Annotated in this window: 13 protein-coding genes and 1 tRNA gene; 3 read left to right on the top strand and 11 right to left on the bottom strand. The window is 55.8% G+C overall.

What is annotated here, in order from left to right:
* Positions 1-76: 76 nt before the first annotated feature.
* Both ACA070_RS25110 and ACA070_RS25105 read left to right on the top strand, forming a co-directional pair.
* The gene (locus tag ACA070_RS25110) at positions 77-1,429 is read left to right on the top strand and encodes a phospholipase D family protein (RefSeq protein ID WP_497448758.1); all 1,353 of its coding nucleotides are present in this window, start codon (positions 77-79) and stop codon (positions 1,427-1,429) included.
* A gap of 216 nt (positions 1,430-1,645) precedes the next feature.
* Positions 1,646-2,221 (top strand): hypothetical protein, encoded by a 576-nt coding sequence (locus tag ACA070_RS25105; RefSeq protein ID WP_497448757.1) that lies wholly within the window; start codon positions 1,646-1,648, stop codon positions 2,219-2,221.
* Positions 2,222-2,424: 203 nt separating this feature from the next.
* Here ACA070_RS25105 and ACA070_RS25100 read toward each other — a convergent pair whose 3' ends face one another.
* The 11 genes from ACA070_RS25100 to ACA070_RS25050 all read right to left on the bottom strand — a co-directional run bounded on the left by ACA070_RS25100 (position 2,425) and on the right by ACA070_RS25050 (position 12,109).
* Complete coding sequence (locus ACA070_RS25100; protein ID WP_497448756.1) at positions 2,425-3,660, bottom strand: hypothetical protein; 1,236 nt, start codon at positions 3,658-3,660, stop codon at positions 2,425-2,427.
* Positions 3,661-4,027: 367 nt separating this feature from the next.
* Positions 4,028-4,558, bottom strand: a complete 531-nt coding sequence (locus ACA070_RS25095; protein ID WP_497448755.1) for a terminase small subunit — start codon at positions 4,556-4,558, stop codon at positions 4,028-4,030.
* Between the two features lie 309 nt (positions 4,559-4,867).
* Positions 4,868-6,181, bottom strand: a complete 1,314-nt coding sequence (locus ACA070_RS25090) for a tyrosine-type recombinase/integrase (protein WP_497448754.1) — start codon at positions 6,179-6,181, stop codon at positions 4,868-4,870.
* The gene (locus tag ACA070_RS25085; protein WP_497448753.1) at positions 6,174-6,959 is read right to left on the bottom strand and encodes a hypothetical protein; all 786 of its coding nucleotides are present in this window, start codon (positions 6,957-6,959) and stop codon (positions 6,174-6,176) included. Before ACA070_RS25085 ends, ACA070_RS25090 begins: the two co-directional genes overlap by 8 nt.
* On the bottom strand, positions 6,946-7,815 hold the full coding sequence (locus ACA070_RS25080; protein ID WP_497448752.1) for a helix-turn-helix domain-containing protein: 870 nt from the start codon (positions 7,813-7,815) through the stop codon (positions 6,946-6,948). The genes ACA070_RS25085 and ACA070_RS25080 overlap by 14 nt, the downstream gene beginning before the upstream one ends.
* Positions 7,812-8,606, bottom strand: a complete 795-nt coding sequence (locus ACA070_RS25075) for a Rha family transcriptional regulator (protein WP_497448751.1) — start codon at positions 8,604-8,606, stop codon at positions 7,812-7,814. The genes ACA070_RS25080 and ACA070_RS25075 overlap by 4 nt, the downstream gene beginning before the upstream one ends.
* 256 nt (positions 8,607-8,862) lie before the next feature.
* On the bottom strand, positions 8,863-9,099 hold the full coding sequence (locus tag ACA070_RS25070; protein ID WP_497448750.1) for a hypothetical protein: 237 nt from the start codon (positions 9,097-9,099) through the stop codon (positions 8,863-8,865).
* Between the two features lie 242 nt (positions 9,100-9,341).
* Positions 9,342-9,554: a helix-turn-helix transcriptional regulator gene (locus ACA070_RS25065; protein ID WP_497448749.1), complete on the bottom strand. Its 213-nt coding sequence runs from the start codon at positions 9,552-9,554 to the stop codon at positions 9,342-9,344.
* A gap of 110 nt (positions 9,555-9,664) precedes the next feature.
* Entirely contained in the window at positions 9,665-10,507 is an 843-nt protein-coding gene (locus ACA070_RS25060) for a DUF6387 family protein (RefSeq protein WP_497448748.1), read from the bottom strand.
* 99 nt (positions 10,508-10,606) lie between these two features.
* Positions 10,607-11,815, bottom strand: coding sequence for a tyrosine-type recombinase/integrase (locus ACA070_RS25055; RefSeq protein ID WP_497448747.1), 1,209 nt, complete (start codon positions 11,813-11,815; stop codon positions 10,607-10,609).
* Positions 11,816-12,024: 209 nt separating this feature from the next.
* A tRNA-Leu gene (locus tag ACA070_RS25050) sits at positions 12,025-12,109 on the bottom strand.
* 107 nt (positions 12,110-12,216) lie between these two features.
* Here ACA070_RS25050 and queA point away from each other — a divergent pair.
* Positions 12,217-13,266, top strand: a complete 1,050-nt coding sequence (queA, locus tag ACA070_RS25045; protein ID WP_497448746.1) for a tRNA preQ1(34) S-adenosylmethionine ribosyltransferase-isomerase QueA — start codon at positions 12,217-12,219, stop codon at positions 13,264-13,266.
* Positions 13,267-13,277 lie beyond the last annotated feature (11 nt).

The following is a 13,277-nucleotide window of genomic DNA, read 5'->3' as shown; positions in this document are numbered from 1 at the left end:
TTCGACCTGATCCCCTACATTTCTGAAACGTCGCGACCGCCCTACCGCAGCTTGCAAATATTGAAAGGATTCAACGTTGAAACTGATCGCCAACCGTATCAATGGAACACACCTCAGGGATCTTTTACCGGTGTTATCGGGAGAGGTGCAGGTGGATAGCGTGCTGGCTGCCGTGGCTTACGGCAGCTGTGCAGCTGATATCACCCAGGACCTTGTGGGCCACTCAGTCACCAACAAATTACGACTGGATTTGTGGATGCGTTACGACCACACGGTGCCGGTCTCGGTTGAATTGCTCAAGCGCCTGTTCAAACACCAGCAGGACAACGTGTTCACTCGGTTCGTGCCGGACTGCTTTCATGCAAAGGTAATCTGGTGGAAAGGCTATGGCGCTTACATTGGTTCGGCCAATCACACGGACAATGGCTGGTTGACCAATATCGAAGCGGGTGTTTTTGTCGGCGAGGATGAGCTGGTTGCCAATGGCATGGACACTCAGCTGGAGAACTTCTTCGAATACTTGCGCGAGCTGGATGTCACCATCCCCATCTCCGCCGAATACATCGCCGAAATGGAGCGTCTCAGCGCCTTGAACAAGGATGTTTACGCTGCAGCGAAAAAGGCCAGAGGACATGATGAATGGCAAGGTCCCAGTTTTTTAGGGAACAAGGCCGCTTTTGATCGGCGCAAAGAAAACTTTAAAAAAGAGTGGTTGGACACACTGGGGATTTTGCAGGGTATTCAGCAACAGCTGTCAGACTACCGCCCTATCTGGGTTGATGGAAACGTACCGCCAGCTTGGCAGGTAGATCAATTCCTCCATGCCTACTACTACAACCATGTCGGCGACAGCTTGCGTAAGCCCTATGAGGATTACTACAAACGACATCATGCCGATCCTCAATCTGCGTTGAAAGCTGAGCTGGAGTGGTGGCACGGCCTGCAGTCCGCCCCTTCGTATGAAGATGTTGCCTTCTACCAAAGCGCTCCGAAAGTCCGCGAGCTGCTCGACCAGAAAAAAGTACTTAGTCTGAGTGTCGATGAGGTTGAAATCCTGTGCAGTAAAACCCATGCCACTATGAACCACATCATCAAGATACCCATGTCTGTATTGGGCCGTCCCGGTGTGCAATCCATGGGTAGAGAGGGCCGCGTTAAGCTATTCGCGTCACTCATCATGAGTGAACGCAACAGCCAGGGATGGGATATCCGCAAGCTGCTGCACTATGTGCTCTATGAAGGCGCTGCATCGGATATCTGGGAGCGTCTCTACTACGCAGGTCGTGATCCGGCCTACACCATCGCCCGCTACGGCTTGAACTCCATCGCTGAAGTTGTTGGGTGGGCAAGACCCGAGGTGGTGCCGCCTAGAAATGGTCGTACCAGTAAAGCCCTGCGTGCCCTAGGATTCGATGTGAAAGTCTATTGAGCAATCCTTTCCAGAGTGCGCCATAGTTTCTGCGCCCAACTGACCACCCGTAGGTAATACTGCTGGGTGCCGCTTGCCTTCGGCAAAGTTATCTCCAATGATCGCTCTCAGAAGCCTGAGCTGCGACCCCATTGCGTTTTGTTTTATGCTCCACACACGCTACGCTCAATGCATACCCGACCTGGAACAAAAACAAATTTCAACAGTGAGGACAATATGACTGTGGATAAGCAATGGGAGGACCTACTAACTCCTGCTGTTATGCAGGAGCGATTGGTGTCTGCATCACTTTATATCACTGCATATGAAATGCTTAAGGAATCCATTATCGGTCGTTTAAGAGATTTCTATTGCATCGCCTTCACCCTCGATGGAGCAACCGTTTCGCTAGAATATGAGCGAAAAGTTCTTGCGCTTAATAAGAGTGTTCTTTACGCCTCATTGAAGTGGCTTGAGGATTCGGAAGTAATCGATCGGGTAGACCTTGAAGTGTTTGAACTGGTCAAACAGCTACGCAACTCGTTAGCACATGAGCTGCCTGCGATTGTCTTGGCTGGAAAAGATGTTGCGCTTATGGATAGAATGCAAGATCTTATGAATTTAATGCGAAAAATCGAGGTCTGGTGGATCGTCAATGTCGAAATCGAGACAAATCCAGACTTTGATGGCGGAGATATCAATCCTGATGCAATCACGCCTGGCCCAATTCTAATGATGCAGATAATGTTTGAGGTGCTCTCGGGCAATGAAGGTCTAAGGGGTCACTACAAGAGTGCCGGAGCAGCGTCCTAGAAAAGTGCACGAATGAGTTAACTCTGGTGAGCGGAAACCCCCGTATTGCTTCGGCCAACAAATCCCAAATGTTTAATGGTGAACGAAAGTCTGTAGTAACTCGGCAACAACACCGCACTTTTCCACTAAGTTGCGATGGTGGCTCGACTTATGTTAATGCTTGTTTTGGAGGGCCGGGCAGTTGTGTTGGGAGGTCGCCGGATCTACGGGGCGGTTTTCTCATCGAACGGAGTTGGTCCCGTTTGCTGGTATTTCTGAACTATTTCCAAGTCCACACGGGCTTGTTCGTTCACGAACCATGATAGAGATTGAAGCTCAAGTGGGATCCGCCAAAAAAGATGTTCGGAAACGTACGACCTCTCGTTGGCCGACGGATCCAGACCCCGCGTCAATCCTAGAAACCATGTGCCATCGTCAATGATGGTAGCGTGCAGGCCGTGAGCCAAAAACTGACTTTGCATTTCCTGGAGGTCTACGAGAACGACGATGTAAATCTCGCCTTTGATAAAACCAAGGAGATGCTCGGGGTTGATCGACAGCGTGAATGGGTAATAGGGCATCCATGCGCGTTCCGTCTTCGTTCGGTTGATCAAAAAGAGTGCGCACGTGTCGAGTGGTACTGACGAAAGCTTCGCCCCGTCAAAATCTGCAGAAGATGTTACGTAATAGTAGAGGCCGGGCTCCGGTGACACTACTACAGTGCCCTCCGAGTAGGACCTCTCGATAGCCGCGTTCAGCGTCGCCGAATGGGTGACTTCCGCCACATTAAAGGCAACACGCCGCACGTTCTGAAAGCCTCGGAACTCATCGGCACCATCTTTAGTAAGAAACCTGCTTAAGGATTGCAGGTGTTCCAGTTGTCGATCCACCCGCTCGTTCCGGTTTCGGCTCGATTTGACCTCGATCATGAAGGGGTCGTTTCCCATCATTAGACAGACGTCGCCGTGCCGCAGGACGTTCGTGATATCGCAGAGGAGGATGGGCTTGCCGCCAGCGATCGCCATTCGGATCATGCGCCATTCCAAACGAAACCCCTCTTTCCCGGTCAAAAAGCCGGCGTCTTCCTTGGTCGAATAGTCCTCGACGCTGTAAAAGGTCTGCTTCAACGCGTATTTATCAAAGTAGATGTGGGCGATGCCGTCGCCGAAGCACTTCCAGAGAAAGTTAAGATTTCGGTGCTCGTCGATGCGATCAGTCGCAGCTTTGACCAGCGCCTTGACCGCTTTTGCCTTTTTTTTCGGAAGGCGATCTCGTGACAACGACTTTTTCTTTAGCGCAATGATCGCTTTCAATCGGAGCATCGCCCGCTCAGTCGCCGAGATGCGCCGAATCAACAAGCGGTGCAGTTCAAGCAATACGTCGAGCCGCTCAGGGTTGGCTTTAAGCGAGTGCAGTAGAAGCGCAGCCTTACCCAGGTTGATTTTATTGCGTTCTATCATGCGACCTGTCTCGTCGTCCGGTGCCGTGTGTTATAGCACGGCGTCACGGAGGCGGAATGACTTGTCTAGCTTCGGGTGCAGCGATTTACCAATGTTTCTTCACCGCAATTTCACATTTACGCGAGCAGAGTGAATAACCGCGATTGGCCGAAAACGCTGGTCGTGGAAGGGGGGCGATGCGAAACAAACAATTAGATGTGTCAGCTAAATTGGTGGTAATTCAGTGAAGGCAAAAATGCATATTCACGTCCTGTAAAGCCGGTGCTGGGTGCAACATGATTTTAAAAGAACTGTCGCTCCCGACCTGACGCGGTAACGCGCTCACAAGCGGGCGTCTTGAGTCAAACGTATCTCTCCAAGTAGTCTTTCAAACGTATCTCTCCAAGTAGTCTTTCAAATACTCCGGTACCATCACGTCGACTTCGGCCGCCAGGTTGCGTGCCAACGCAATTTCACGCTGCAGCGATTCAAGGTGTACAACATCCATCTCTGGGTGTTTACGTCGAAGTTTGAGTGGCACCGTTTCAAGCTGAGAGGCGATCTGTGAAACGATCTTGCTCAAAACGTAAGTGGCAAACTCCACCGGTACTAGTTGGCCTTCCATGACCTCGTTCTTTTTCTCTTGAGCGACGGCCTGCGCCTTCGTTAGTCTCACTTTCTCTATCAGTAAATGGTATTCAGCCAAGGGGTCGATACCGTCCTCGAACAGGTGACCCGCTTCCGCTTTTACCTGGCCGCTGTTGAGTCCTCTTAAGTAACGAAAATAAGCCAGACGACAGTCCTGTAAATTCAACCCACCATTTCCCCGCGAGCTGGGCAGGATACCGTCTGCAAGCAAGTAGCGAACTTGCCGATCGGTCAAGTCCAGGTGTTGGGCCAGCTCTTTTTGATTCGCCATGACTACCTCATATGCACATAAATAAAAGCGGAACCGGGATTCGTAAAAAAACTCATACATCGTTCGACGCCGGGGCTCGAATTACCCGCAATGGGGGTGGGGGCCAGGAGTACCTTTTCACATTCGGAGTTCCGACTCCGACCGGGCTGGCCTCTGCGGCTTCTTGAGGCGTTCGATTCGCCTCAGCGCTTTGGCCGTCCCTGCTCGGGATGCAACGCGAGGTTTTCCGGTCAGACCATGGGCATGCACCGTCAGTCGTTGGCATCCAAAGGTGTGATGAAGGAAAGTGATGGCCCCTCTCGTTGAACCTCAAAACATCCTCCTCGGCAATGGATCCTGGGATTGCCCGAGAGCCTTGTGCGCAGGGGCGTGCAGCACGGTGGTCGAAGTCGCCGGTCCCGGTCCTGTCCCGTGATGCAGCGCCGCAAACCCTCGCTCGTCGAGCCATGCATGCCAGTCCTCCAGCGCCTTGCGTTTCAACGTGTCGGCGCTGGTGTGGATGTAGGTGGCGGTCAGGGTTTTCATGGCATGGTTGACCAGCATCTCGCCCACCAGGTAGTCCACGCCCAGGTCCATCCAGGCGGTACGGGCGACCTTGCGCAGGTCGTGGCTGGTCCAGCTGCCCTGACTCAAACGAACAAACACCTGGCTGGCCTTGCTCGCACTCAAGGGGTGTCGCGACTGGCCGGGAAACAGGTAGGCCCCGACGTAGCCGTGAGCTGCTTGGTGCTCGCGGTAGCGCCGCAGCAACGCACACACTTGATCGGTCAGGGGCAGGGTGAGTTCGCGCTTGGTCTTGGTGTCGTCGGCAGGGATGAACCAGTGGCGGCGGGTCAGGTCGATGTGCTTCCAGCGCGCCACCCGGGTTTCACCCAAACGGGTGCCATGGCACAGCATCATCAGCACCAGCATGCCTCCGACGGGGGAAGTCGCGAACTCTGTGCTGAGGTTCGCCAAGACCTCCTCCAGGTCTTCAGCGCGCAAATGCGCCGGCTTGGGCTTGATCCGGGTCTGCACAAAATCGTTGAATTTCAAGCTGGCCATGGGATTGATCACGATCAGACCCAGTCGCGCGGCTTGGCGAAAGGCCACGGTCAACACGCCGTACACCGAGCGAACAAACGACAGCGCGTACTGTTCCTGCATCGGCCACAGCAACAGCTGGTCCAGGGCGGCACGGTCCAGGCCGGTCAGCGGCAAAGCGTTCAGTCGGGGTTGTAATTGGCAGCGCACGCCCGACTTGACGCTGGCTTTGCGTTTGGCCGATAAACCGCGATCACGGGACATGCGCTCCAGGTACCACGTCAGCAGATCACCGACCGTTTGAAAGCGGTTGACCGTCGACCGTGCACCCGGCTCGGCAGACCGTCGCAGCAGGATCGCCGGCAACGTGGCTTGCATGGCCTTGACGTTTATATCAGGGTAGTTGCCGGCCTTACCCCATTTGTCGCCGACCACCACAAACCATGAGCCTTTGGCCCGATTGGTGGAGGAGTAGCGAAAGCGCAAAGCCGGGAAACGCGGGTCGCGCAACTGACGCACCGGCGTTGCCGCGTATTTACGAATCTCGGCGTCAGTCACGAGCACGTGCAGCGTTTTGCTCGGCACAGATACGTCAGTCATGGGGGCGCTCCTGCTGCCGCTGGGCAGCCTTGGACACCGGGTCATTCATACGCGTTGCCAGGTGGTTGCGCGACACCTGCACGCTTGCGCGTCGTTCTTTTTTCCGATGCTCACGTTGGCGCAGCATGGCGTCGCGGATACAGCGCAATCGATCCCTGACGTCTGGCGAGGGGGCGCCAGGCTCACCCGTGATCAGACCGGCAATCGCTTGTGCATTCTCGGTCAGCGGCGCACAAGCCAAACTGATCAGGGTTTGCTTGGCTACGTCCGGAGATAACCGCTGCATCAGTACGGCCTGATCGATGGCCATGACCCGGCGTTGAGGGTCAAAGCCCATCGACACGTGCCAGTGGGTAGGCTTGAGTTGCTGGCGGGCAGTGAACACCAGGCGCTCATACGCCGAGATGAAGGCCATGCGGGCCCCGACCTTGTCGCCCTGGTGCAGAACTGGTTCAGCCACCGACATGGCCAGCAAAATTTCTTCGGTCATGACCACGGTGTCGAATTGGTCGCTGGCGGCGAGGGCAATAGACCAGGCTTCGTCCTTGCCCGGTCGACCGTCGGCCGTCTGGACCCGCTGCATGATCGCCGCGAGGGTCAGGCGGCCGCTCACCTCGTGTCGGCAGGCGCGCAGAGCCGTCACCAGATCGCTCACCGGAAACCTGGCCAGATCATCGACCATCATTTTTGCGGCGCCGGCACTCAGGGTGGTGCCCATGGCTTCCGCCGTGACGCACAAGGCGTCGACCAGTTGCGATTTTTCGTCAGAGGAAAGCATTTTTTGCACCCTCCTTGCGGATCATGGCCTTGGCCTGTTCCGCGGTGTTCAGGTTGGCCTGGGTATTCTCGATCTGCCGCGCCGTGACGGAATTGACCTGGGCGTTGGTCGCCCATTGCGTACGGAACGCTTCGGCCTTGGCCAGCAGTGCGCCGAAGGCATGGCATTCACGGATCAGATATGAATCGTTGATGCCCACGAAATAGGCGGCCACCCGCGATGCCTCGATGCTTCCCAAACGCTTGAGCAGGTCGTTGACTTGGGCATTCACTTTTTGATTGCGAACGGGCTCGGTCTGGTAGCGGTCGAAATAGGCGGTCGAGTACGCCAGCCAGATATTTCGGCAGGCCTGTTTGCGATCGTCGTCGTCCTGCGCCTTCGGATGCTTCACGGAAACCTGTTCACCGGCCTCGCCGATGGACTGCCCGATCAGGGCCGGCAAAAAAGCTGGCGGTTCTGCTGACGGTTCCTTATAGGTTCTATTACGGTTCTGGGTGCAGCTGCTGCGGGGGGCGGGTGCAGCTTGTACGGGGGAGGGGGGCAGCTCCTGCGGGGGATATTTCACAGCATCTGCGGGGCGCGGTTTCTGCGGGGGCGCATAGGCTGCGGGGGTCAAGGTGTAGAGCGTAGAGCGCCCCAGTCGCTCAGCCGTTGACAAAATCCCGGTGGAACACAGCCACCTGATGCTGCCCTGAACAGCCCGTTCTGACAGGCAGGTGCGCATGGCAATCTTGGGCACTGAGGGCCAGCAGACGCCTTCGTCATTGGCGTTGTCTGCCAGCGATATCAACACGGCCTTTTGCGTCGCACTCATGTCCTGCAATGGCCAGCAGGCACTCATGATCATCGTGCTCATTGAAGGTCCTCCCGGTAGCTCTGGCGCTGCATCAGCGAGCCATCCCAACTGGACTTCATCGGCAGCTTTTGCTCCAGGTACCACTCGTGGAGGCGTATGGAACCCGCCAGCAACAGCGTCAACGAGTAGGTCAGGATTGGCTTCTGGCCAGGCCGAGCAATGCTGCGCACATCTTCGGCCAGATAGTTATCGCGGGCACGACTTCGGGTCCGATATTTCGGCGCGCGATCAGGATCAGTTTCGGCGTTGTAGATCCAGCCGGACTCCAGTAGGAAGTGATTGATTTTCTGACTGTTGACCCCGTTCAAGGTGCGACAGAACTGCACGGGCGTCAGCCCTGCCTGGAAAGACGGCTCAGGGCTTTCAAGCCTCAGCCTGAGGTCTCTGTTCTCCAGCACAAGCCTGGCGTTGTGTTCGTCGAGGTCGGCCGCCAGGCGCAACGCATCCGCGCGAGTCTGTGGGATGGGGAAAGCGGCCCGCTGTGCGAGTCGCATTTCCAGTTCGTTCATGTGGTCAAACACGGCCGCCTGCAAATCGTAGCTGTACGACATGGCCATGAGGCAACACTCACGCTTGGGTAGGCGGTAGCATTTTTGTCGGCGGTTCATTGAGTCGAGATAGATGTGGGAAAATTTTCCCGCATCTTTTTTCAGAACCCAGGGGACCTTTTTAAGGAAGTCGTTGTGCGCCAACGTGGGCGCACCTTCGGCTCGGTGGCTGTTGATGAAATCGACCAGTTCCAGACTGATCATGGTGACCGCATCGCCACCCTTGGACGGCACGCTGGTCATTTGGCAGCCCTCGAGTATGTTTCCGACAAATCTGCCCAAGCACGATCCGGAATCAATTCTTCAAATTTCGGGCGAGCCTTCGGTGTCACCGCCATTGGGCAGTGTTGGAAAGTCATCATGATTAAGCCCTTTTCTTAATGGCGCAGTGCCGAAAGGAAAATGCTGGCCTTACGACCGGGGATCCGGATTGAACGCCCGGCGTTGCCGAGGTAAGCCCCAAGTTGCCGGTCATGTGTTGAGTGTCGAAGGGCGCGCATCAGATTGGCCCTCCAAGGTCCTGACTGGATGAGAGAGGAGGGTATTCCGGTAATTCGAAGTTTTTACCGGATGCTGATTTCACTTCCAGGATCCGGGCCGTTGCCATATGGCTGTTATAGCGTGCGAGGCGGACGAATACAGATGCGTTGCCGCGCAGAGCACGAATCGCCTTCCCGCGATTTACGTCGGCTTCATCCGCATTGAAGGGCGGGATTTGGTAGTAGGGGAATAACATCGTTAACAGTCCTCGACTCGAGGGTGATGCGAATGTCCTTTCCGGGGGCTGGAGTGACGGCTCTGAGGGGGTGGGATTGCCAGAGGCTGAGCTCGCCTGCAGGTGCGAAACCCATTCTCGAGTGATGAGTGTGGGTGGACTTGCTTTGCCCTTTGTCGCCAGTCGGATTGCGCTTTCGGTTGTGCACTGCCTGTGGCAGGGGCAGGTGTGAAGCACAAGGATGCGAGAGTTCGATTGATTGCTCATAACGCCACCTCGGTACGAGATTCGGTAATGCGCTCAGCCACCCACGAATCAACCTCGGACTGGACCCAAACCGAATGGCCGGGCGCCAGTTTTACTTGGGGTGGGAAGGTGCCGGTCTTGATTCGGCGATAAAGCTCTGACTGGCTCAATGAGGTGATCGACAGCACTTCTTTGATGCGGATAAAGCGGCGGGGTTCATGAGTAGCCATTCCGAGCACCTCCTGAGGTTGGCTAGGCATGGCTACGATTAAATACGCAAAACCGAATTTTTTCGCGGCGAGTTTCGGTGGGTAAAAAGTTACAGAAAGTCAGTGCGCGATCAACGATCCCGGTGGGGGGCGCTTTTTTCTGCCTGTTCCGCGATGGCCAGCTGCAGAACGTCTTGACAGCGATTTTTCCTTAATTTTTCGGCAGTTACGATTGTTGTCCGAAAGCTGTTCCCTTCGCGGTGCGGGGTAATTGCGAGGGCCATTACATCCTGCGAGATTTTGGCGCCTGTTTCCATTTCCCAGATCTTCAAATCCAAATAAGGCAAAAGACCGTAGCGTGCCCAACTCTCGAATTTAGGGCTACAGGTTGATTTTCTGGGGTAGTGATTGGTTGCTGCCCGAAGCTGTTGAAGCTGTGTCGCAAAATCTTGTTTCAATACCTTGTCGGGCTGGTTCAGATCAGCATAGATGCCTATATGTCCATCACTCGTCCCTGAAGGACCGTTGAGTAATAGCGGACCCATGACGTCCATATCAGTACCAATGACGAATTTGCCAATCGGGTCAGTCAACCATTCTTCTAGCTCCGCAAGATAGCCGGGCGTGTTAATCGCGTGCGAATAAAAATCTGCCAGTGTCAGCGGTCTGACGCTGCAGGTTGCATTCTCAAGAAATTGCGCATAGCTACGGGGACCAAAGTAATTTGGAATGTCAGTCTTTTCGACAGCGATGCCCCTCATGTTTTGGATATCACGAGCAAATGCTGCACTGTATGCCCTGGCGAGGTCTGGATGCCGCTCTTCAACTTCTCGACCAGTTTCCAAAAGGGTGAGCAGATAGAATCTTTGGGTGAGCACTCTGTACCATTCCGGGGGGGTAAGCTCGCGGGCTGCCGAGTAGTGATTGAGATCGAGGAACTTCGGCAGTTCATCAAACCTTAAAAATTTGGCCATTGCTAAATGTTCCTGGTCATTCCCTTCTCTGAATGGATCGGCCAACCAGGCGGATGGGAAGTCCGCTCTTCACCACATAGGCGAGGCCAGCCAAAGCTGTCATGCCTTGCGCTTGATGCTCACCACGTTTACGCCAGCCCAAAGAGCTTCTATCGAATCAGCCCAGGCTTGCATCATTTGCCGGCGCTGCTCGAGGTAGTGGGCGTGGTTGTATGTATCGCGAATCTCATCCTGGTCGCCGTGGGCCAACTGGCGCTCGATCCAGTCCCGGTTATAACCGCGGCTGTTTAACTCGGTACTGAGCAGATGGCGAAATCCGTGGCCGGTCTGCCGACCTTCATAGCCAATCTGGTGCAGTGCCTTGTTAACGGTGTTTTCGGATTGAGGGCGTTCCCGGTTGTTCCGTCCCGGGAATGCGATGGGGTAACTCCCGGTGATCTCCTTGAGCTCCAGCAGACTGGCCACCGCCTGGTGGGGGAGAGGGACGACATGCGGTCGACGGGCCTTCATTCGGGCAGCCGGTATCGTCCAAGTGGCTGACTCCAAGTCGATCTCGCTCCAAGGTGCGTGGCGCAGTTCTCCGGGGCGTACGCCCGTCAATAAAAGCAAGCGCACCGCGATGCGGGTCATGACATCGCATTTGGCCGCATCGAGCTTGCCCAGAAGAATGGGGATTTCTGATAGTGGGACGTGTGGGTGATTTTTGGTTCGTGGCGCGATTGCGGCGACCACATCCAAGTCGGTGGCAGGGTTCGATTCAACTGACCCCTTGGCGAGACCGTAGCGAAAAATCTGACTTAACCACTGACGAATTTTTCCGGCGACGTTGAGCGCACCGCGCTTCTCGACCTTGCGCACCAAGGCGACCAGTTCGGGTCGTGTGACTTCTTGCACCGGGCGCTGGCCGATAACGGGGAGAATGTCAGCCTCCATATATTGCAGCGCCTTGGCTGCTGTGGAGGTGGCCCAGCGTGGTGAGTTGTAGGCGTACCACTCGCGTGCTAACTCCTCGAAAGTGTGAGCGAGGGCGGATTGGGCGGTTTTTTCAGCTTGCTTGTGGGCGGTGGGATCTATGTCGTTGGCCAGTAGGCGACGGGCATCTTCGCGGCGCTCCCTGGCCTTGGCGAGGGTGATGGTGGGATAAGCGCCCAGTCCCATCATTTTAGCTTTGCCGCCGAAGCGATATCGGAATCGCCATAGCTTTGAACCGCTAGGCGTTACTTCGAGGCACAGCCCCGCCGCATCTGCCATGCGGTAAAGCTTTTCGCGCGGTTTCGCTGTTCGAGCGGCTGTATCGGTGAGTGCCACGGCAATCCCCTCAGCGCTAGCGCTGGCGGGAGTGAGTACCCGTCGATGTGTGAGTAGATTTCTAGACCAAACTCATCTACTCACGAATCTACTCACATAACGTTGGGCTTGCAAGGGAGTACACGGGAATCGCAGGCACAAAAAAACCGGCGTAAGTGCCGGTTTATCTGCTTTCCAGGGTCTGGTAGGGACCGCTGGATATATGTACATGGTGCCCCGAGGGAGACTCGAACTCCCACTTCTTGCGAAAACGGATTTTGAATCCGCCGCGTCTACCAATTCCGCCATCAGGGCTCAATGGCGGCGAAGTATAGAGATGAGATTACCGTCGGTCAATCAGGTACATAGAGAATTTTCACTATTTCGGCTAGACTTCCGGCCCCTGCTAGACGAACCCCATCATGCGCGTTGCTGACTTTACTTTCGAACTCCCTGATTCGCTGATTGCTCGCCACCCTTTGGCCGAGCGTCGCAACAGTCGCCTGTTGACCCTGGATGGGGTCAGCGGCGCCCTGGCGCACCGTCAATTCACTGATTTGCTCGAGCATTTGCGCCCGGGCGATTTGATGGTGTTCAACAATACCCGGGTGATTCCGGCGCGGCTGTTTGGCCAGAAAGCTTCCGGCGGCAAGCTGGAGATTCTGGTGGAGCGGGTGCTCGACAGTCATCGCGTGCTGGCCCATGTGCGGTCCAGCAAGTCGCCGAAGCCGGGTTCGAAGATCCTGATCGACGGCGGTGGCGAGGCAGAAATGCTGGCGCGTCACGATGCGTTGTTCGAGTTGGGGTTTGCCGAAGAGGTGTTGCCGCTGCTCGACCGCGTCGGGCACATGCCGTTGCCTCCTTATATAGACCGCCCGGATGAAGGCTCGGACCGCGAGCGTTATCAGACGGTGTACGCCGAGCGCCTGGGCGCGGTGGCGGCGCCGACGGCGGGGTTGCATTTCGATCAGCCGCTGATGGAAGCGATTGCGGCCAAGGGAGTCGAGACGGCGTTCGTGACCTTGCACGTCGGCGCGGGTACGTTCCAGCCGGTGCGGGTCGAGAAGATCGAAGATCACCACATGCACAGCGAATGGCTGGAAGTCGGCCAGGATGTGGTCGATGCCGTCGCGGCTTGCCGCGCTCGCGGTGGTCGGGTGATTGCCGTGGGGACCACCAGCGTGCGTTCCCTCGAAAGCGCCGCGCGCGATGGCGTGCTCAAGCCGTTCAGTGGCGACACTGACATCTTTATCTACCCGGGCCGGCCGTTTCATGTGATCGATGCCTTGGTCACCAACTTTCATTTGCCTGAATCCACGCTGTTGATGCTGGTTTCGGCGTTCGCCGGTTATCCCGAAGCCATGGCCGCTTATAAAGCCGCCGTCGAGCATCAATACCGCTTTTTCAGCTACGGTGATGCGATGTTTATCACCCGTAATCCCGCACCACGTGGCCCTGAGGACAAAGAATGAGTCGCCAAAGT

Source organism: Pseudomonas sp. LBUM1678 (assembly GCF_059695575.1).
This window is presented reverse-complemented; position numbering and strand designations above follow the sequence as displayed.